Origin of the sequence: Paraburkholderia sp. J63 (genome assembly GCF_905220245.1) — a bacterium.
GTDB lineage: Bacteria > Pseudomonadota > Gammaproteobacteria > Burkholderiales > Burkholderiaceae > Paraburkholderia.
Genome location: NZ_CAJMZF010000049.1, coordinates 1 through 20,328, shown reverse-complemented (window position 1 = coordinate 20,328; position 20,328 = coordinate 1). Strand labels below are relative to the sequence as shown.

At 66.0% G+C, this 20,328-nt stretch carries 18 protein-coding genes; 6 read left to right on the top strand and 12 right to left on the bottom strand.

Annotated elements, in window-relative coordinates; translation table 11 throughout:
- Positions 1–98: 98 nt before the first annotated feature.
- The 4 genes from U5775_RS33255 to U5775_RS33240 all read right to left on the bottom strand — a co-directional run bounded on the left by U5775_RS33255 (position 99) and on the right by U5775_RS33240 (position 3,725).
- A complete protein-coding gene (locus U5775_RS33255) occupies positions 99–545 on the bottom strand; it encodes a GatB/YqeY domain-containing protein (RefSeq protein ID WP_322062376.1) in 447 nt (148 codons plus the stop codon).
- A gap of 297 nt (positions 546–842) precedes the next feature.
- Positions 843–1,055 carry a 30S ribosomal protein S21 gene (rpsU, locus tag U5775_RS33250; protein ID WP_013434742.1) on the bottom strand — a complete coding sequence of 71 codons (213 nt, stop codon included), beginning with the start codon at positions 1,053–1,055 and terminating at the stop codon, positions 843–845.
- Between the two features lie 323 nt (positions 1,056–1,378).
- Positions 1,379–2,356, bottom strand: a complete 978-nt coding sequence (locus U5775_RS33245; protein WP_322062375.1) for a universal stress protein — start codon at positions 2,354–2,356, stop codon at positions 1,379–1,381.
- A gap of 142 nt (positions 2,357–2,498) precedes the next feature.
- Positions 2,499–3,725: an NAD(P)/FAD-dependent oxidoreductase gene (locus U5775_RS33240; protein WP_322062374.1), complete on the bottom strand. Its 1,227-nt coding sequence runs from the start codon at positions 3,723–3,725 to the stop codon at positions 2,499–2,501.
- 181 nt (positions 3,726–3,906) lie between these two features.
- Here U5775_RS33240 and tsaD point away from each other — a divergent pair, with 181 nt between their 5' ends.
- Complete coding sequence (gene tsaD / locus U5775_RS33235) at positions 3,907–4,935, top strand: tRNA (adenosine(37)-N6)-threonylcarbamoyltransferase complex transferase subunit TsaD (protein ID WP_322062373.1); 1,029 nt, start codon at positions 3,907–3,909, stop codon at positions 4,933–4,935.
- 84 nt (positions 4,936–5,019) lie between these two features.
- Here the strand turns inward: tsaD and folE2 are convergent, their stop codons facing one another.
- The 4 genes from folE2 to U5775_RS33215 form a co-directional block, all read right to left on the bottom strand.
- A complete protein-coding gene (gene folE2, locus U5775_RS33230) occupies positions 5,020–5,829 on the bottom strand; it encodes a GTP cyclohydrolase FolE2 (RefSeq protein ID WP_322062372.1) in 810 nt (269 codons plus the stop codon).
- A gap of 185 nt (positions 5,830–6,014) precedes the next feature.
- On the bottom strand, positions 6,015–7,922 hold the full coding sequence (gene dxs / locus U5775_RS33225) for a 1-deoxy-D-xylulose-5-phosphate synthase (protein WP_322062371.1): 1,908 nt from the start codon (positions 7,920–7,922) through the stop codon (positions 6,015–6,017).
- A 91-nt stretch (positions 7,923–8,013) separates the two neighbouring features.
- Positions 8,014–8,907: a farnesyl diphosphate synthase gene (locus tag U5775_RS33220; RefSeq protein ID WP_322062370.1), complete on the bottom strand. Its 894-nt coding sequence runs from the start codon at positions 8,905–8,907 to the stop codon at positions 8,014–8,016.
- Positions 8,904–9,221, bottom strand: a complete 318-nt coding sequence (locus U5775_RS33215; RefSeq protein WP_322062369.1) for an exodeoxyribonuclease VII small subunit — start codon at positions 9,219–9,221, stop codon at positions 8,904–8,906. Before U5775_RS33215 ends, U5775_RS33220 begins: the two co-directional genes overlap by 4 nt.
- Positions 9,222–9,530: 309 nt before the next feature.
- Between U5775_RS33215 and U5775_RS33210 the strand changes: the two genes are divergently transcribed.
- Positions 9,531–10,637: an aromatic ring-hydroxylating dioxygenase subunit alpha gene (locus U5775_RS33210; RefSeq protein ID WP_322062368.1), complete on the top strand. Its 1,107-nt coding sequence runs from the start codon at positions 9,531–9,533 to the stop codon at positions 10,635–10,637.
- A gap of 137 nt (positions 10,638–10,774) precedes the next feature.
- Complete coding sequence (locus U5775_RS33205) at positions 10,775–11,644, top strand: sulfurtransferase (protein ID WP_322062367.1); 870 nt, start codon at positions 10,775–10,777, stop codon at positions 11,642–11,644.
- Between the two features lie 65 nt (positions 11,645–11,709).
- Here U5775_RS33205 and U5775_RS33200 read toward each other — a convergent pair whose 3' ends face one another.
- The 3 genes from U5775_RS33200 to polA all read right to left on the bottom strand — a co-directional run bounded on the left by U5775_RS33200 (position 11,710) and on the right by polA (position 17,141).
- The gene (locus tag U5775_RS33200; protein ID WP_322062366.1) at positions 11,710–12,582 is read right to left on the bottom strand and encodes a dienelactone hydrolase family protein; all 873 of its coding nucleotides are present in this window, start codon (positions 12,580–12,582) and stop codon (positions 11,710–11,712) included.
- A 90-nt stretch (positions 12,583–12,672) separates the two neighbouring features.
- Positions 12,673–14,025: an NAD(P)/FAD-dependent oxidoreductase gene (locus tag U5775_RS33195; protein ID WP_322062365.1), complete on the bottom strand. Its 1,353-nt coding sequence runs from the start codon at positions 14,023–14,025 to the stop codon at positions 12,673–12,675.
- Between the two features lie 317 nt (positions 14,026–14,342).
- Positions 14,343–17,141: a DNA polymerase I gene (polA, locus tag U5775_RS33190; RefSeq protein ID WP_322062410.1), complete on the bottom strand. Its 2,799-nt coding sequence runs from the start codon at positions 17,139–17,141 to the stop codon at positions 14,343–14,345.
- A gap of 1 nt (position 17,142) precedes the next feature.
- On the opposite strand from polA, the gene U5775_RS33185 reads away from it, so the two are divergent.
- On the top strand, positions 17,143–17,898 hold the full coding sequence (locus tag U5775_RS33185; RefSeq protein WP_322062364.1) for a TIGR00730 family Rossman fold protein: 756 nt from the start codon (positions 17,143–17,145) through the stop codon (positions 17,896–17,898).
- Positions 17,899–18,105: 207 nt separating this feature from the next.
- Here the strand turns inward: U5775_RS33185 and U5775_RS33180 are convergent, their stop codons facing one another.
- Positions 18,106–19,011, bottom strand: a complete 906-nt coding sequence (locus U5775_RS33180) for a transcriptional regulator GcvA (RefSeq protein ID WP_322062363.1) — start codon at positions 19,009–19,011, stop codon at positions 18,106–18,108.
- Between the two features lie 95 nt (positions 19,012–19,106).
- On the opposite strand from U5775_RS33180, the gene U5775_RS33175 reads away from it, so the two are divergent.
- Together U5775_RS33175 and U5775_RS33170 are read left to right on the top strand one after the other, a co-directional pair.
- Positions 19,107–19,718 carry a chromate transporter gene (locus U5775_RS33175; RefSeq protein WP_322062362.1) on the top strand — a complete coding sequence of 204 codons (612 nt, stop codon included), beginning with the start codon at positions 19,107–19,109 and terminating at the stop codon, positions 19,716–19,718.
- The gene (locus U5775_RS33170) at positions 19,715–20,242 is read left to right on the top strand and encodes a chromate transporter (RefSeq protein WP_322062361.1); all 528 of its coding nucleotides are present in this window, start codon (positions 19,715–19,717) and stop codon (positions 20,240–20,242) included. Before U5775_RS33175 ends, U5775_RS33170 begins: the two co-directional genes overlap by 4 nt.
- Positions 20,243–20,328 lie beyond the last annotated feature (86 nt).

The window sequence follows — 20,328 nt, the reverse complement described above, 5'->3', positions numbered from 1 at the left end:
GCTCGGGTATCAGAGGCCGGGCACGTGCGTTAGCACGGCCCGTACGGACCTCGCAGCGGCGCACGGCGCAAGGGCCGGCGCCGCGCGAGGCGCGGCCCTTACTTCGCGAGCGCGGCCTTGACGAGGCCGGAGACCGCTGTCATGTCGGCGCGGCCCGCCAGCTTGGGCTTGAGCACGCCCATGACCTTGCCCATGTCCTGCGGGCCGCTCGCGCCCACCTGGGCGACCGCTGCCTGCACTTCGGCCGCGATTTGCGCGTCCGAAAGCTGCTCGGGCATATAGGCCGACAGGACCTGCAGCTCGGCGTTTTCCTTCTCGACGAGGTCCATGCGGGCCGCCGCCTCGAACTGGCTGATCGAGTCCTTGCGCTGCTTGATCATCTTGTCGATGACCGCCGTAATGCCAGCGTCGTCGAGCGTCACGCGCTCGTCGACTTCACGTTGCTTGATGGCGGCGAGCAGCAGACGAATCGTGGCGAGACGCTCGCTTTCGCGCGCGCGCATCGCGGCCTTCATGTCGTCGTTGATCTGGTCCTTGAGACTCATCACTCACCTGAATTGCGTTGGGGTTGCACAATCCCCGGGCGAACCCGGGCAGTGCGGCCACTGAGCCAAACTCCCTGCCAAACCATCGCACCGAAACATCACAAGAATGCAAAAACCCGCCTGGAAGCGTTTCCAGGCGGGTCGGTGCGGATTCGACACAGCTGCGGCCACACCATATAGACAGCGCAGGCCTTGTTGCCGCTCCGGTCCGGGTTTCCGGACGGGCCCGGCGGCAGTGCCGGCTGCTTGCGTTGCCATGGGAATTCCAGATAGACGGAAGCCATGGCGACGCGGAAATCAGTACAGCTTCTTGGGCAGCATCTGGCTGCGAAGGCGCTTGAAGTGGCGCTTCACCGCCGCTGCCTTCTTGCGCTTGCGCTCAGCCGTAGGCTTTTCGTAAAACTCTCGCGCACGAAGCTCGGTCAAGAGACCATTCTTCTCGATCGTGCGCTTGAAGCGGCGCATGGCAACTTCAAAGGGTTCGTTTTCTTTTACGCGGATGGTCGTCATTTTCCAATAACGGATCAGGAGGTAAAGAGAATCAAGTATAGCAGTTCCCTGCTTGCCCATTGTGTGACCGGCTGGGGGAGAAACCCCAATCCCGGCGGCCCGCAGGCCCATGTTCGCCGCTTCGTTTGCTGCTTCGTTTATCGCTTGTCAAAGGGCTTCGGAACGGCTTCGATGCGGCTTCACGGACCGGAATCAGTGTGCCCGAAGAACCTGACGCGGGCCGCGAGAATAGCCAAACCAGACCAGCCCACTGCACGCCCCAAGCGCGCGAACTGCCCGGCCTGCTTCCCAAAAGAGAGAGCCGATGCAGCTTGCGCGGCCCATCAGCCTTCGCCAGGCCCGACGAGCAACAACGGCAGATGCGTGATCTCGACGGCACGCTGGGCCACGCTGCCAAGCAGCCAGCGCGCGACGCCGCGGCGACCATGCGTGCCCAGCACGACCAGATCGGCGTTCCAGTGCTCGGCGTCGCGCAGGACGGCGTGGGCGATGTCGTCGCGCATGAGGCCGGTCGCCACGAGCGCCGTTTCGCAGGCGCAGCCAGCCGGCTCGAGTTGCTCGCGCGCAGCGGCGAGCGCGTTGCGCCCGACCCCGGTGAGCGTTTCCTCGAGCCCCGGCGCGGCCACCGGACCGCCGGCCACGCTGCTGCGGTCGACAACATAGATCGCTCGCAACGCGATTTGCGGCTCGACGAGCCGCATGGCCGCCTCGATCGCCTGCGCGGATGCCTCGCTGCCGTCCGTCGCCACCAGCATGCGCGCGAAGCGCGGCTCGCCGCAGGTCTCGTATTCGGCCGGCACGACCAGCAGCGGGCACGGCGCACAAACGGCCAGCGCGCCCGACACCGAGCCGTCCACCCAGCGCTTCATGCGCCCGCGATGGCGAGCGCCGACGATCAGCACGTCGGCCTGCCATTCGCTGGCCGCCGCGCTCAATGCGTGGACCACCGCGCCGGCCTCGCCGGAGAGATTGAGCACGTGTCCCGAAACCGATGCGACTTGTCCGTCGAACGCGGCCATGGCCTGCTCGAGCGTGCGCTCGGCTTCGAGTCGCAACTCCTGGCGCGCGGCCGCGAGCGTGTCCTTGAGCCAGGCGTCGCCCGCCGTATAGGCACCGCCGGCCTGCCAGGCGCGCGGCTGCTCGGCGGCGCAGACGATGCGCACGTCGGCGTCGCGCGGCGCCACTCGCGCCGCAAAGCGCAGCGCCTGCATCGACGCCTTCGAATCGTCCACCGCAATCATGATGCGCCGTAGCGGCACGCCGCACTGCACCCACTCTTCCTGTTGATCTGGTTGATTCACGTTTCGCACCTCTTCCCAATGGATCAGTGTTCCAGCGTGAACCTCCACCGCCAGGTCAACAATGACAAGCGTCAAGCCCCCCGAGACTCGACGCGCCGCGTCCGTCGAAATCGTAATCGTGCGATGCCGCCGCTAGCGAACGTCAGACCTTGCCCGCCGCCGTCGTGAACTCTGCCGCGGCCTCGCCGGCGGCCACCCCGGAAGCCCACGCCCACTGGAAGTTGTAGCCGCCGAGCCAGCCCGTCACGTCGACGGCCTCGCCCACGAAGTACAGGCCCGGCACGCGCTGGCTCATCATCGTCGCGGACGAGAGCTCGCGCGTATCCACGCCGCCGCGCGTCACTTCGGCCTTCTTGTAGCCTTCGGTGCCGGTCGGCGTCAGCGTCCATTGCGCGAGCCCCTCGCCGATGCGGCGCAGCGTCTTGTCGGGCAGATCGGCAAGTCGCGCTTCCAGCGGCACCTGATGCGTATCGAGCCAGGCGTGCGCGAGGCGCGTCGGCACCCACTCGGCGAGCAGGTTGCCGATCTGGCGCTTCGTCACGCCCTTCGCCTCGATCAGCGCATCGGTCGCGGCGCGCTCGGGCAGCAGATTCACGCGAATCGGCTGACCCGGCTGCCAGTAGCTCGAAATCTGCAGCACTCCGGGCCCGGAAAGGCCGCGGTGCGTGAACAGCAGATCCTCGTCGAAGGCGCCGCCGGTCTTGCGCTCGCCGGTCGCCACGTGCACCTCGAGCGAGACGCCCGCGAGCGGCACGTAGGGCGCCCAGTCCTGCTGCGCGAACGTGAGCGGCACGAGCGCGGGACGGGTATCGACGAGCTTGTGGCCAAACTGCTTTGCGATTCGATAAGCGAAATCGGTCGCGCCGATCTTCGGGATCGACAGACCGCCCGTGGCGATCACCAGCGCTTTCGCGCCAATCGGCCCCTGCGGCGTGCCGAGCGTGAAGCCCGCGCCGTCGGCATGGCTCACCGCCTCGACCGGCAGCGGGCGGCGCCATGCCACGCCGCCGGCGTCGCACTCGGCGCGCAGCACGTCGATGATCGCCTCGCTCGACTGGTCGCAAAAGAGCTGGCCCTTGTGCTTCTCGTGCCAGGTCACGCGATGCTGGCGCAGGAGCGCGAGGAAGTCGCGCGGCGTATAGCGCGCGAGCGCCGAGCGGCAGAAATGCGGGTTGTTCGAGAGATAGTTGGCGGGGCTCGCGTGCAGATTCGTGAAGTTGCAGCGTCCGCCGCCCGAGATGCGGATTTTTTCCGCGAGTCGCGGCGCGTGGTCGATCAGCGCCACGCGGCGGCCCTGCTGACCGGCCACCGCCGCGCACATCATGCCGGCCGCGCCTGCGCCGATCACGGCGATGTCGAATGATTCCATGGCGCGCATTCTACCTGCGCCCGCCGCCGCGGTGGCGCAGGGTTGGTCCCGTGCGCGCCGGACGCCCCCAGCCGGGTTTCGCCCGCGCTGCTATACTTTAAAGTTCGCCTTTCACTTTGATTTAGCGGCGGTTTTTCGCCTGGCTTCGTTGCCAGGCGCCCGTGCCGCCGCACGCCCCACCATGCTCGTTCTCGGCATCGAAAGCTCCTGCGACGAAACCGGCCTCGCGCTCTACGACAGCGAGCGCGGCCTGCTCGCCCACGCCCTGCACTCGCAGATCGCCATGCACCGCGAGTACGGCGGCGTCGTGCCCGAACTCGCCTCGCGCGACCATATCCGCCGCGCGCTGCCGCTGCTCGAGGAAGTGCTCGCGAAGAGCGGCGCCGCGCGCGGCGACATCGACGCCATTGCCTTCACCCAGGGCCCCGGGCTCGCCGGCGCGCTGCTGGTGGGCGCGAGCGTCGCCAACGCGCTCGCCATGGCGTGGAACCGGCCGACCGTCGGCATCCACCATCTCGAAGGACATCTGCTCTCGCCGTTGCTCGTCGACGCGCCGCCGCCCTTTCCCTTCGTCGCGCTGCTCGTCTCGGGCGGCCACACGCAGTTGATGCGCGTGACCGACGTGGGCGTCTACGAGACCCTCGGCGAAACGCTCGACGACGCCGCAGGCGAAGCGTTCGACAAGACCGCCAAGCTGCTCGGCCTCGGCTATCCGGGCGGCCCGGAAGTCTCACGTCTCGCCGAATTCGGCACGCCGGGCGCCATCGAGCTGCCGCGCCCGATGCTGCATTCGGGCGACCTCGACTTCAGCTTCAGCGGCCTCAAGACGGCCGTGCTCACGCACGTGAAGAAGCTCGGCCCGAACATCTGCGAGCAAGGCAAGGCCGATATCGCGCGCGGCTTCGTCGATGCCGCCGTCGACGTGCTCGCCGCCAAGTCGATCGCCGCGCTCAAGCGCACGAAGATGAAGCGCCTCGTGGTAGCGGGCGGCGTGGGCGCGAACAAGCAGTTGCGCGAAACGCTTTCGGCCGCGGCGCAAAAGCGCGGCTTCGAAGTCCACTACCCCGATCTTTCGCTGTGCACCGATAACGGCGCAATGATCGCGCTCGCGGGCGCGCTACGTCTCGCGCGCTGGCCCGAGCAGGCCACGCGCGACTACGCGTTCACGGTGAAGCCGCGCTGGGATCTGGCGTCGCTCGCGCAGCAGTAAAAGCCTCGCGCCAATGAAAAAGCCGCCCTTTCGTGGGCGGCTTTCTTGCATCTGGCGTCTGTCGCGGCGCGATCGGCTTGACGATCAGCCCGCCACGCGCTTGTCGTGCTCGATCACGGCATACGCACTGTGATTGTGGATCGATTCGAAATTCTCGGCTTCGAGCGTATAGGCGATCACGCGCGCATCGGCGTTCAGGCGCACGGCCACGTCGCGCACGAGATCCTCGACGAACTTCGGATTCTCGTACGCGCGCTCCGTCACGAACTTCTCGTCGGGGCGCTTGAGCAGGCCCCAGAGTTCGCACGACGCCTCTTCTTCGGCAATCCGGATGAGGTCTTCCACGGGCAGATCGCCCGCGAGCTCGGCATCGATCGTCACGTGCGAGCGCTGGTTGTGCGCGCCGTACTGCGAGATCTTCTTCGAGCACGGGCACAGGCTCGTCACAGGCACGAGCACTTTCAGGAAGAGGCGCGTCTGAGCGTTGCGCACGTCGCCCGTGAGCGTCACTTCGTAGTCCAGCAGACTTTCCACGCCCGAGACCGGCGCGACCTTCTTCACGAAGTACGGCAGCGAGACTTCGATGCGGCCCGCCTGCGCCTCGAGCTTCTCGAGCATCGCGGCCAGCATCGTGCGGAACGTCGCCGGTTCGAGCGGCACCTTGTTTTCTTCGAGCAGCGCCACGAAGCGCGACATGTGCGTGCCCTTCTGGTCCGCCGGCAGATGAACGTCGAGGTTCCACATGCCGACGCTCGGCTGGACGTCGCCCGCGCCCGTCTTCACGGTCAGCGGATGGCGCACGCCCTTCACGCCCACGCGCTGGATCGGGATCTGACGGGTATCGACGGAGCTCTGGACGTCCGGCATCACGAAGGCCGGGTTCATCTGATTCATGTTCTTGTCCTCAGGCCGCGCCAACAAACTGGCGGCGCGCAAATGGCAAGCGCCGGCAAGAGCCGGCGCTGGCTGGCGAAACCGGGTCTGCAACCCGGCCGCCGGTTCAATTGTGAATGGACTGCCGCGGCTCGCGAGCCGGCCAGATCATGCGAGGCCGGCCACGCCGCAAGGCGCTATCCCACTCAGGCGACGCGCATCACCGACTTGCCGGACGCGCTCGCGGCTTTGTCGAGGAAACGCTCGCGAATCGACTTCGCGATCCCTGCCGCGTCGAGGCCGCAGCCGGCCAGCAGTTTGGCCGGGTCGCCGTGGTCGATGAAGCGGTCGGGGAGGCCTAATTGTAGTACGGGCTTGATAACCCCACTTTCAAGCAGGGCTTCCACGCAGGCCGAGCCCACACCGCCCATGATGCAGCCTTCCTCGACGGTCACGAGGTAGTCGTGCGTCTCGGCGAGCTGGCGCACGAGCGCCGCGTCGAGCGGCTTCACGAAGCGCATGTTCGCCACGGTGGCGTCCAGCTCCTCGGCGGCCTTGAGCGACGGCGCAACCATCGTCCCGAACGCGAGGATCGCGACGCGCTTGCCTGCGGGTGCATTGCTTTCGCGGCGAACTTCGCCCTTGCCCACCGGCAGCGCGGCCATTTGCTTGACGGTCGCGACGCCCGTGCCCGCGCCGCGCGGATAGCGCACGGCCGTCGGGCAATCCTGCTGGAGCGCCGTGTAGAGCATCTGGCGGCATTCGTTTTCGTCCGACGCCGCCATGACCATCATGTTCGGGATGCAGCGCATGAACGCGAGGTCGTAGGCGCCCGCGTGCGTCGCGCCATCGGCGCCGACGAGGCCCGCGCGGTCGATCGCGAACACCACGGGCAGGTTCTGCAGCGCCACGTCGTGAATCAGCTGGTCGTAGGCGCGCTGCAGGAAGGTCGAGTAGATCGCGACGACGGGCTTGAGGCCCTCGGCCGCGAGACCGCCCGCGAACGTCACCGCGTGCTGCTCGGCAATGCCGACGTCGTAATAGCGGTCCGGGAAGCGCTTCTCGAACTCGACGAGGCCCGAGCCTTCGCGCATCGCCGGCGTGATGCCGACCACGCGCGAGTCGAGCTCGGCCGCGTCGCAGAGCCATTCGCCGAAGACCTGCGTATAGGTCTTCTTGCTCGGCGCCGTCGACGGCTTGATGCCTTCGGCCGGGTTGAACTTGCCGGGACCGTGGTAGAGAACCGGGTCGGCTTCGGCGAGCTTGTAGCCCTGGCCTTTCTTCGTCACCACGTGCAGGAATTGCGGGCCGCGCAGCTCCTTGATGTTCTGCAACGTGGGGATCAGCGAATCGAGATCGTGGCCGTCGATCGGCCCGATGTAGTTAAAGCCGAATTCCTCGAACAGCGTGGCCGGCACGATCATGCCCTTCGCGTGCTCTTCGAGCTTGCGCGCGAGGTCGAGCACCGGCGGCGCATGGCGCAGCACGCGCTCCACGCCCGCACGCGCGGCGGCGTAGAAGCGGCCCGACATCAGGCGTGCGAGATGGCGATTGAGCGCGCCCACGGGCGGCGAAATCGACATGTCGTTGTCGTTGAGGATGACGAGCAGCGGCACGTCGTCTTCGACGCCCGCGTTGTTCATCGCCTCGAAGGCCATGCCGGCGGTCATTGCGCCGTCACCGATCACGGCGATGCCCATGGCGTTCTCGCCCTTGAGCTTGCTCGCGACGGCCATGCCAAGCGCCGCCGAGATCGAGGTGCTCGAGTGGGCGGTGCCGAACGTGTCGTATTCGGACTCGTCGCGCTTCGGGAAACCGGAGATGCCGCCGAACTGGCGCAGCGTGGACATCTGGTCGCGGCGGCCCGTCAGGATCTTGTGCGGATAGGTCTGATGGCCCACGTCCCAGACGATGCGGTCGCGCGGCGTGTCGAACACGTAGTGCAGCGCGATCGTCAACTCGACCGTACCGAGGTTGGACGACAGGTGGCCGCCCGTTTGCGAGACGCTGTCGAGGACGAAGGCACGCAGTTCGTCGGCGAGCGGTTGCAACTGGCGGCGATCGAGGCGGCGCAAATCCGCCGGGTCGTCAATGGTTTTCAGCAAGTCGTACATCGTCGTTCCATTGTAGGAAATCGAGCGCTCCCGCACTTCTGTCCGCGCATGACATGACTTTCCGTTCATGCGCGCGGGCGGGTTGGCGCAATCAGCTCACCCGGTTCACAACCAGATCAGCGAGCTCGGCGAGGCGCTGCGCGCGCGTGCCGAACGGTTCAAGCGCCGCGTGCGCGTCGGCGCGCAACTGCTGCGCGAGCACACGTGAAGCATCAAGGCCGATGATCGAGACGTAGGTCGGCTTGCCGTCCTTCGCGTCCTTGCCAGCGGTCTTGCCCAGAGTGGCCGAGTCGGCGGTGACGTCGAGAATGTCGTCCACCACCTGGAAGGCGAGGCCCACGGCCGCTGCATACTTGTCGAGCGCGGCGAGCGTGTCGGCCGACGGCGTTGCGCCGGCTAGCGCGCCCATGCGCACGGCGGCGCGCAGCAGCGCGCCGGTCTTCAGACGGTGCATCGTTTCGAGCTCGGCGCGCGTGAGCGAATGGCCCACACTCGCGAGGTCGATCGCCTGGCCGCCGGCCATGCCGATCGAGCCGCTCGCAAGCGCGAGCTCGCGCACGAGCGCTGCCTGGCGCCGCGCCTGATCACCCAGACCCGGCACATCCGACGTCAGCGTGACGAAAGCTTGCGACTGCAACGCGTCGCCGACCAGCAGCGCCGTCGGTTCGTCATATTTGACGTGTACGGTGGGCTTGCCGCGGCGCATGTCGTCGTCGTCCATGCAGGGCATGTCGTCGTGCACGAGCGAGTAGACGTGGATCATCTCCAGCGCGCAGGCCGCCGCGTCGAGCGCCTCGGGCGTCGCGCTGGTCAGTTCGCCCGCGGCATGGCACAACAGCGGGCGCACGCGCTTGCCGCCGCCGAGCACGGCATAGCGCATGGCGTCGTGCAGCGGCGCGGGCTGCACGTCGGCAGCCGGCAAATAGTGATCGAGCGCGCTCTCGACCCGGTCGAGCACCTGCCGGGTCCATTGGTCAAATGTCATAGATCGTCGTCTCCGCCAGCGGCGGAACTGCCTGTCGTATTGAGGGGCACGGGCCGCAGCGTTTCGCCGTCGAGCACGCGCACCTGTTGTTCAACTTTTTCGAGCTGCTGCTGGCAGAACTTCACCAGTACGGCGCCGCGGCGGTAGGCGGCCAGCGACTCTTCGAGGCTCAAGCTGCCGCCTTCCATGCGCGCCACCAGCGCATCGAGCTCGGCGAGGCCCGCCTCGTAGCTCTGCGGCAGGGAGTCGGCCACAGCCGGTTCGTCCGTGCCTGCGTCCGTTCCGGCGCGGTCTTTCGATGCGGATTTCGCCATGGGTGGTCGCCAAAATGAAACAAGGCGGACATTCTACGGCAAAAGCCCCCAGCCCACCCCGCTCGCCGGCTCCTGTGCCCTCCCTGCCACATGGCGAAGGCTGGCGCGAATCGGTGCCGGAAGGTCGCATTTTGCGCTTTATTGTCGCGGTTTGTACCCGATTCCTGGCGTTTTCTCGACGCAATTCCTGCAAAAATCAGCAACTTAGCTACCCCACTGGGAGCAACCAGGATACAATGCCCGGCTCCCTAAATCGAATCTTCGATGGTTGGGTTGTTCACTGCTTTCACGTCTTCATCGGGAGTGGGAATGTCCAATCTGAGCAATGCATTGCAGCTGAAGTCCATTCACAGCCAGCTGCCAGTCACGGCTTACTTTGACGAAGCGCTTCTCAAGCGCGAGATCGAAACGCTTTTCCAGAAAGGTCCTCGCTACGTCGGCCACGAATTGATGGTGCCCGAGGCGGGGAATTATTTTGCGCTGCCCAGCGAGAAAGAGGGTCGCGTGCTCGTTCGCAACCAGAGCAACGAGATCGAGCTGCTCTCGAATGTCTGCCGCCACCGTCAGGCCATCATGCTAAACGGTCGCGGCACGGCAGACAACATTGTATGTCCGCTGCATCGCTGGACTTATGACCTCAAGGGCGAACTGCTCGGCGCGCCGCACTTCGCGGACAAGCCCTGCCTGAACCTGAACAGCACGCCGCTGCAGAAGTGGAACGGCCTGCTCTTCGAGTCGGCCGGGCGCGACGTCGCGCGCGATCTTGCACGCCTTGGGCCGGCCAAACATCTCGACTTTACGGACTATATGTTCGATCACGTCGAGATCCACGAGTGCAACTACAACTGGAAGACCTTCATCGAGGTCTATCTGGAGGACTACCACGTCGTGCCGTTCCACCCGGGTCTGGGCCAGTTCGTCTCGTGCGACGACCTGAAGTGGGAGTTCGGCGAGTGGTACAGCGTGCAGACCGTGGGCGTGCACAGTCAGCTCGGCAAGCCTGGCAGCCCGACGTACCGCAAATGGCACGACGAAGTCCTGCGCTTCCGTAACGGCGAGCCGCCCGAGTTCGGTGCGATCTGGATGGTGTACTACCCGGGTCTCATGATCGAGTGGTATCCGCATGTGCTGATCTGCTCGTGGCTGATCCCAAACGGCACGCAGAAAACCACGAACATCGTCGAGTTCTACTATCCCGAGGAAATCGTGCTGTTCGAGCGCGAGTTCGTCGATGCCGAGCGCGCCGCCTATATGGAAACGGCCGTCGAAGACGACGAGATCGCCGAGCGCATGGACGCCGGCCGCCGCGCGCTCTTCGAGCGTGGCGTCTCGGAAGTCGGCCCGTACCAGAGCCCGATGGAAGACGGCATGCAGCACTTCCACGAGTTCCTGCGGCGCGAGCTCGGCACGATCTGAGCGCAGCCTTCGCGGGCGCATCGGCACAACACGGAAAGACGGGCTTCGGCCCGTCTTTTTGTTTAGACTGACGGCATCGGGCCGGCACGGCAAAGACCACTGCGAACCGCCGGCCACGCACGATTCAAGGAGCCGTCATGCCCCACACGCACTACACCACGCTGATCTCGGCCGCCAACCTCCACGAGCGCCTCACCGCGGCGCCTGGCAGCGTGCTCGTCTTCGACTGCCGCTTCGATCTCGCCAATCCCGCCGCGGGCGAAGCCGCCTACGCGGCCGGCCATCTGCCGGGTGCGCGCTATCTCCACCTCGACCGCGACCTCTCGGGCCCGAAGACCGGGAAGAACGGCCGTCATCCGCTGCCCGATCGCGCATCGCTCGTCGCCACGCTCATGAGCTGGGGGCTCAACGCGGGGCAGCAGGTGGTCACCTATGACGCGCAGGGCGGGATGTACGCGGCACGGCTCTGGTGGCTGCTGCGCTGGCTCGGCCACGATTCGGTCGCCGTGCTCGACGGCGGCCTGCAGGCCTGGGAGGCCGCCGGCTTCCCGCTCTCGAAGGATGTCCCTGCGGCCACGCAAGGCACCTTCAAGGCCGGCGCGCCGCTACAGGTAACCGTCGATGCGCAGGCCATCGAGCGCAATCTCACGACGCATGAACTCACGGTGATCGACGCGCGCGCCGCCGACCGCTATCGCGGCGAAAACGAAACGATCGATCCCGTGGGCGGCCATATTCCCGGCGCGCTCAACCGCTTCTTCAAGGACAACCTCACCGCCGACGGCCGCTTCAAGTCCGCCCACACGCTGCGCGACGAGTTCGGCGCCCTGCTGCCGGGCAAGACGCCGGAGCACGTGGCGCTCCAATGCGGCTCGGGCGTGACCGCCTGCCACAACGCGCTGGCCATGGAGATCGCCGGCATGCACGGCGCGGCGCTCTACGCGGGCTCGTGGAGCGAATGGTGTTCGGATCCGTCGCGGCCTGTGGCGACGGGCACGAACCCCTGAGGCTCGCCCATCGCTCACGCCCAACGCAAGCATGCTTGCCCTCGCACGGCGGCGGCCCCATCAGATCAGCCGACGCCGTGCTCCTTGAACCACGCGATCGCACGCTTCCAGCCATCCTCGGCATCGGCCTTGCGATAGCTTGGCCGGTAATCGGCGAAGAACGCATGGCCCGCGTCATCGTAGACGACGAACTGTGAGCCGCGGCCGCCCTGCGGCCCTTGCGCGATGGCGGCCTTCATCTGCTCGAGCGTGTCCTGCGGAATGCTGTTGTCCTGACGCCCATAGAGCCCGAGTACCGGCACCTGCAGTTCGCCCGCGAGATCGAGCGGATTTTGCGGCGCATTCGCGGTGTGATTGCCGGCCACGCGCCCATACCATGACACCGCGGCCTTCACATGCGGATTGTGCTCGGCATAGAGCCATACGTACCGCCCGCCCCAGCAAAACCCGTTGATGCCCACGCGCTTGAGATCGCCGCCATGCTGGCCGGCCCAGTCGAGCGCTGCGTCGATGTCGCCGAGCACCTGCGCGTCGGGCACCTTGCTCACGATGTTCTGATCGATCTGCTGGACGGTCGGATACACGGACGCATCGCCCTCGCGCTCGAACAGATCCGGTGCAATGGCCAGATAGCCGAGCTTAGCGAAGCGCCGGCACACGTCGGCGATATGCTCGTGCACGCCGAAGATCTCGTGGATCACGATGATCACCGGCAGATGGGTCTTGCCGCGCGGCTGCGCGCGGTATGCCGGAATCAGCGTGCCGCTCGACTCGAACGCGATCTCGCCGGCTTCGAGGCCCACGCTGTCCGTATGGATGGTCTGCGCGGAGACCGGCAGCACCGCAACGGCAAAACCGCTGCCGAGTGCGGCCTTGATGAACGTGCGCCGGTCGAACGGCACGTGCGGGACGAGGCTGTCGACTTCAGGTTTGAGCATGCGATGCTCCTTTCGAAAGCACGATACAAAAAGAACCGCAAAACAACCATACAAGCCGGCGCCGCGCCCTCACCAGGCGCCTTGCCGGCGTCAGTGCAGCTTCACGCGCGGCAGCGTCGTGCGCCGCAGCCAGTGCGCGAAGGTATCGAGCACCATGCGCGCATAGCCGTGCAGCGCCGCGATATGCAGCCGGTACAGCGACATGTACATAAAGCGCGCGAAGAGCCCTTCGATCAGCATGCTGCCGCCGATCAGGCCGCCCATCAGATTGCCGACCGCGCTGAAGTGGCCGAGCGAGACGAGCGAGCCGAAGTCGCGATACGTGAACTCGGGCAGCGGCTTGCCGGCGAGCCGGTCGCCCATCGAACGAAGCAGGAACGACGCCTGCTGATGCGCGGCCTGCGCGCGCGGCGGCACGCCCCGCTCGTTGCCAGGCCACTCGCAGGCGGCGCAGTCGCCGAGCGCGAAGATGTTGTCGTCGATTTCGGTTTGCAGCGTGCGCCGCACGACCAGCTGGCCGAGCCGGTTCACGGGCAGACCGTCGAGCTGCGAGAGGACCGCCGGAGCCTTGATGCCCGCCGCCCAGACCGTGAGGTCGGCGCGCACGGACTTGTCGCTCGCCGTGCGCACGACGCCGGGCGCGACTTCGATCACGCGCTCGCCGGTCATGATCCGCACGCCGAGCTTGCGCAGCAGCTCGGCCGTGGCCGACGACACGCGCTCGGCCAACGCAGGCAGAATGCGCGGCCCCGATTCGATCAGCACGATGCCCACGTCATGGCTTGGATCGAGCTTGTGCAGGCCGTAGGCCGAGAGCACCTGCGCGGTGTTGCGCAGCTCGGCGGAAAGCTCGACGCCCGTTGCGCCCGCGCCGACGATCGCGATCTGCACGCGCGGCACTTCGTTGCCTTCGTGATCGTGCTGACCGTGAATCCAGGGCTCCGGTTCCTGATGCTCGGCGCGCATGCACGCCGCGATGAGACGCTTGCGAAAGCGCTCGGCCTGCGCGACGGTGTCGAGCGCGATGGAGTTTTCCGCCGCGCCCTGCACGCCAAAGAAATGCGTCGTGCTGCCGATCGCGAGCACGAGCGTGTCGTATTCGAGCACGCGCTCGGGCAGCATCTCGCCGCCGTCCTCGTCCTGCACCGCGCCGAGCGTGATGCGCTTTGCGGTGCGGTCGAGCCCGGTCAGCTCGCCCTGCTGGAATTCGAAGCCATGCCAGCGCGCCTGCGCCGCGTACTCGAGCTCCTGCGTGAACGGGTCCATGCTGCCCGCCGCCACTTCGTGCAAGAGCGGCTTCCAGATATGCGTCGGATTGCGATCGACCAGCGTCACGCTCGCCTGTGGCACGCGTCCCTTATGCGCCTTGCCGTAACGATCGCCCAGCCGCGTTGCCAGCTCGAGACCTCCGGCGCCTCCTCCCACAACGATAAAGCGGTGCATAGACTCTCCGTGCATGTCGACTGGCGATGGAAGGTCCGACGCTCATCCGATATTCAATATCGGCGCGCATCGGCAGCGCGGGCGTCGGTCTCCGGCTTATTGTCGGCCGACGCGGCGCACCGCGGCAAGACGCGCGGTGCGCATTAACGACATCTGCACCGGCCGCTTGCGTAATGGCGCGGCTACGGTTACGGCCTGGTTACGACTCTTTCGCCGACCGATTCGTTACGGCAGCAAGCACGATCGTTCGGTGCGCATGCACGCAGACGGGGCGCTTCTCGTTCATGCGCGCCCGCTGCCTCTCTTTAGTACGCCTTTCAGTGCGCCTCTTCCCAGTTCGCCCCCACCCCTACTTCGGCTACGAGCGGCACCTTCAGCTTCGCCACCGAGCACATCAGTTCGGGCAGGCACTTGCGCACTTCGGAGAGCTCCTCGTCGGGCACTTCGAGCACCAGTTCGTCGTGGACCTGCATGATCATCTTCGTGCCGATCTTGCGTTTGTCGAGCCACTTCTGCACGGCGATCATCGAGAGCTTGATGAGATCGGCGGCCGTGCCCTGCATCGGCGCGTTGATGGCGGCGCGCTCGGCGGCCTGGCGGCGCGGACCATTGCCGCCGTTGATTTCAGGCAGCCACAGGCGGCGGCCGAACACGGTCTCGACGTAGCCGCGCGATTTCGCGTCCATGCGCGTCTCGTCCATATAGCGCGCTACACCCGGATAACGCGCGAAATAGCGGTCGATATAGAGCTTGGCCGCGTCGCGCGTGATGCCGAGATTCGACGCGAGCCCGAACGCGCTCATGCCGTAGATCAGCCCGAAGTTGATGACCTTCGCGATGCGCCGCTGGTCGTTGCTCACTTCGAGCGGCGTCACGCTGAACACTTCCGCCGCCGTGGCGCGGTGAATGTCATCGCCGCGTTTGAACGCCGCGAGCAGCGATTCGTCGCCCGAAATGTGCGCCATGATGCGCAGTTCGATCTGCGAATAATCGGCAGACACGATCTTGCAGCCCGGCGGCGCGATGAACGCCTCGCGAATGCGCCGGCCCTCGCCCGTGCGCACGGGAATGTTCTGCAGATTCGGATCGTTCGAGGCGAGACGCCCCGTCACGGCCACGGCCTGCGCGTAATTCGTGTGCACGCGGCCCGTTTGCGCGTTGACCATGCGCGGCAGCTTGTCGGTATACGTGGACTTGAGCTTGGCGAGGCCGCGATGCTCGAGCAGCAGCTTGGGCAGCGGATAATCTTCGGCGAGTTTTTGCAGCACTTCTTCGTCGGTGGAAGGCGCGCCGCTCGGCGTCTTCTTCACGACCGGCAGTTGCAGCTTCTCGAAGAAGATCTGGCCGATCTGCTTCGGCGAGCCGAGATTGAACTCGCCGCCCGCGAGCGCATAGGCGCCCTGCTCGAGTTCGACGAGCCGCACCGCAATTTCCGCGCTCTGCTTTTCAAGGCGTTCCGTGTCGATCAGCACGCCGTTGCGCTCCATCTTGCGCAGCACGCGCGAAGTGGGCATCTCGATCTCGCGATACACGTAGTCGAGGCCCTTCTCGGGCGCGATCTGCGGATAGAGCGCGAGGTGCAGTTGCAGCGTGACATCGGCGTCTTCGGCCGCGTATTCAGCGGCCGTTTCGAGCGGCACTTCGTCGAAGCCGATCTGCTGCGCGCCCTTGCCCGCGACTTCCTCGTACTTGATCGTCTTGATGCCGAGATGGCGCAGCGCGAGGCTGTCCATGTCGTGCGTGCGATGCGATTCGAGCACGTACGATTCGAGCAGCGTGTCGTATTCGACGCCGTTCAGCTCGATGCCGTAATTCGCGAGCACCTGTTCGTCGTACTTCATGTGCTGGCCGACCTTCTTGTGCGTCCCGCTTTCGAGCCAGGGCTTCAGGCGCGCGAGCACCTCGTCGAGCGGCAGTTGCTCGGGCGCGTCGGGCCCGCGATGCGCGAGCGGCAGATACGCACCGCTGCCCGGCTCGGTCGAGAACGACATGCCGACGAGCTTCGCGACCATCGGATCGAGCGCGGTGGTCTCGGTGTCGAACGCGGTGAGCTTTGCCGCTTCGATCTTCCCGAGCCACGCATCGAACTGCGCCCACGTCTGGATCGTTTCGTAGTGGCGCGGCACCTCGACGAGCAACGCGGGCTGCACGCCCGCATCTTTCTCGGGCGCATCGCCGGTTGTTGCGGCCGGCACGGTCTGATCGGCTTCATTGATTTCGCGCAGCCAGGTCTTGAAGCCGTGACGCGCGAAGATATCGCGCAGTTCTTCGCGCGCTTCGCCGCGCGTGACGAGTGAAGCTTCGATCGACTCCAGATGCGGAGAAAGATCGCATGACGTCTCGACCGTGACGAGCTTCTTCGCCATCGGCAGGAATTCGAGCGCGTCGCGCAGATAGCCGCCCACGGCGCCCTTGATTTCATCGGCGTGCCCGACGATGCCGTCGAGCGTGCCGTACTGCGTGAGCCACTTCACCGCCGTCTTCGGGCCGCACTTGTTCACGCCCGGCACGTTATCGACGGTGTCGCCGATCAGCGAGAGATAGTCGACGATGCGCTCGGGCGGCACGCCGAACTTCGCGATCACGCCTTCGCGGTCGAGCATCTCGTTGGTCATCGTGTTGATGAGCGTGACGTGCTCGGTCACGAGCTGCGCGAGGTCTTTGTCACCGGTGGAGACGACCACCTTCATGCCATGCTTTTCCGCCTGGCAGGCGAGCGTGCCGATCACGTCGTCGGCCTCGACGCCTTCGATCATCAGGAGCGGCCAGCCGAGCGCACGCACCGCTTCGTGAATGGGCTCGATTTGCGCCGCGAGCGGCTCGGGCATGGAAGGCCGGTTCGCCTTGTACTCCGGATACCAGTCATCACGAAACGTCTTGCCCTTTGCATCGAACACGCACGCGCTATACTCTGCCGTAACGTCCTTGCGCATGCGACGCAGCATGTTGATGATGCCGTATAGCGCGCCTGTGGGTTCGCCGTCAGGACCGCGCAGATCCGGCATCGCATGGAAGGCACGATAGAGATAGCTAGAACCGTCGACCAGCAGCAGGGTCTTACCTTCCAGCCGAGTGTGTAGCTGTAACTTTGTATCCACGCGTAGTTCTTCAGGCATTATGGACAAGAGAAAAGTGATTCCGAGTCTGCGTTCACTCGCAGATCAAGAGCGCGCGACGGCCAAGAAGGCGCGCGCATCGTGGCAAATGTTCACGATTATGGCAGAGTTTATCGAGGCGACCGAATACCTGTCCGAGATCCGGCCAGCGGTCAGCATCTACGGTTCTGCACGCCTGAAACCGGACTCGCCGTACTACCAGCTCGCCAAAACGATCGCGGGAAAAGTGTCGGACGCGGGCTTCGCCGTGATCTCCGGCGGCGGCCCCGGCATCATGGAAGCGGCCAACCAGGGCGCGCACGCGGGCAAGTCGCCCTCCGTGGGCCTGAACATCGAGTTGCCGCACGAGCAGTCGGGCAATCAGTGGCAGGACATCTCGCTGCGCTTTCGTCATTTCTTCACGCGCAAGGTCACCTTCGTCAAGAACTCCGACGCCGTGATCGTGATGCCGGGCGGCTTCGGCACGCTCGACGAGCTGGCCGAGGTGCTCACGCTCATCCAGACCAAGAAATCGCGCCACGTCCCCATCATTCTGGTGGGCGCCGACTTCTGGAAGGGTCTGCTCGACTGGTTCCGCGCGGCGCTCGTGCCGATGGGCCTCATCAATCCGGAAGACATGGACCTGATGCAGGTGATCGACGACCCGGACCAGGTGCTCGAAGCCGTGCTCAAGTTCTATGAGGACAGCGGCGAGGAAGCGGAGAAGGAACATCCGAACCGCCCCGAACCCGACGAAGACCGCATGTTCTATCTTTGATGTTTGACGTCGCTCGAGCGTCGGCGCCCCGCGCCGCGCTCGAGTGCGCCGCAGCATCGCGGCAAAAGCGCTGCACTACGATCCGGTGCGCGCGGCATTTGCACCGTTCGCGCCGCTCACATCGCTCACGCTGGGCAAGCCCGGCGCACTCGCAAGTCTTTCTTCGCGCTTTCAGGCGAGTGGCTTGCGCGCAACGCCCGCCCACGCTCATCCCATCACGTTCGTGCTGCCTGGCAGCGCACTCGCCTGCTCCTCCAGCCATCGACAGAACTGCGCGACGACGGGCACGTCCGCGACCTCGCGCCGGGCAACCCACCAATAGCCGCGCGCATCGAGGTGCGGGCCGGCGAGCGGCGCGACGAGCCGCCCCGAAGCCAGTTCGTCGTCAAGCAGCGGCAGCGGGCCGAGCGCCACGCCGAGGCCGTCCTCGGCGGCCTGCAAGGCCAGATAGAAATGATCGAACGACTGCTTCTTCCTGCACTTGGCCGTGACGCCGGCAGCGGCCAGCCACGTGCGCCACGCGTCGGGACGCGTATCCGAGTGCAGCAGGACATGGCGCGCGAGATCGTTAGCGCACTGGATCGGCGTACGCTTCAATAGCGCTGGACTGCACACCGGCAACTCCGTTTCGTCGAGAAAATAGCGGCTGGCGCAGTCCGGCCAATGCGCCGGGCCGCGCCGCACGGCAACGTCGAATGCATCGAGCGTCTCGACGGGCGCATTCGAAGTGGCCAGGCGCAATTCGACGTTGGGCGCGAGACGCTGGAACTGCGAAAGTCGCGGCAGCAGCCACTTCATGGCGAAGGTGGGCAGCGCATTCACGCGCAGCACGTGGACGACGCCGGTATCGCGCAGTTCCGTCGTGGCGCGCGCGATGCTCTCGAACGCGCCCTGCACGGCTCCGAGATAGCGCCGCCCGTCCTCGGTCAGCGCGACCCGCTTGCCATGCCGATGAAACACCTGCACGCCCACCCACGTCTCCAGCGCCGCAACCTGGCGACTGATTGCACCATGAGTCACATGGAGCTCGGCCGCCGCGGCGGTGAAGCTGTTGTGCCGTGCCGCGGCTTCGAACGCGCGCAGCGCGGGAAAGGGAGGAAGGGAGCGAGCCATGCTTGTGATTCTAGGTCACAAGAACCCGGCCGAGAAATCGTTTTGCGCGAGGGGCGTTCGGCGCTACGCTTCGAACTTGCCATCGAGGTCTCTGCATGAAACACAATCCCGCCTCCGCCTCGTCCGAGGCCAACGTCACTCTCAACAACGAAGCGCCCCGCACACCCAGCGTGCGCGATCTGTTCCTTGGCTTTCTCGGCCTCGGCTTCACCTCCTTCGGCGGCGCGCTGCCGCTCGCGCGCCGCACCATTGTCGAGCAGCGCCGCTGGCTCTCGGCCTCCGAATTCACCGATCTGCTTGGCCTGTGCCAATTCCTGCCGGGCGGCAACGTGATCAACCTTTCCGTGGCGCTCGGCATGCGCTTCAAGGGCTGGCGCGGCGCCGTCGCCGGATTGCTCGGACTGATCGCGGGCCCGTCGCTCGTCGTGATCGGGCTAGGCGTGCTCTACGAGCGCACGCAGAACGACCCGCATGTGCGGCACCTGTTCGTCGGCCTGGCCGCCTCCGCGGCCGGGCTGCTGGTCGCCATGGCCGTGAAGATCGTGCTGCCGCTGCGCCGCGAGCCGGCCGCCGCCGTAATCGCGTTGCTCGGCTTCATCGCCATCGCCCTGTTGCGCGTGCCGCTCTTGCCCACCATGCTCGTGCTCACGCCGATCGGCATCGCCGTCGCGGCCCGCGCCGCCCGCCGCTCGGGAGACGCACGATGAGCGCCACGCTAATCGCGCTCGCCACGATCTTCAGCCAGCTCTCGCTGCTCGCGTTCGGCGGCGGCAACACGATCCTGCCGGAGATGCAGCGCCAGGTCGTGGAAGTGCATCACTGGATGACCGCGAGCGAGTTCAGCGCGCTCTTCGCACTCGCGCAGGCCGCGCCTGGGCCGAACATGATGATCGTGACGCTCGTGGGCTGGCATGTGGCTGGCTGGCCCGGCATGCTCGTGACGTCAGTGGCGAAGTTCGGGCCGTCCTCGCTCGTGACGGTGGCCGCGCTACACGCGTGGGACCGCTTCAAGGACCGGCCATGGCGGCGCATTGCGCAGCGCGCGCTCGTGCCGGTCACGGCGGGACTCGTGACCGCGAGCGCGATGCTGATCACGAAGGCCTCCGATCCGACGTGGATCGCGTGGGCGATCACCGGCGTGTGCGCCGTGCTCGCGTTACGCACCAAGATTCATCCGCTGTGGCTGCTCGCGGCGGGAAGCCTGATCGGGTTGACGGGGTTCGGGCAGTAGGAACCCGAAACGTCATTCGTTCGGATAGGCAACCTGCCGAGCGCGGCTCACAGGCCGGTCAGGTATGCCGCCGCAATTCGCCGAAC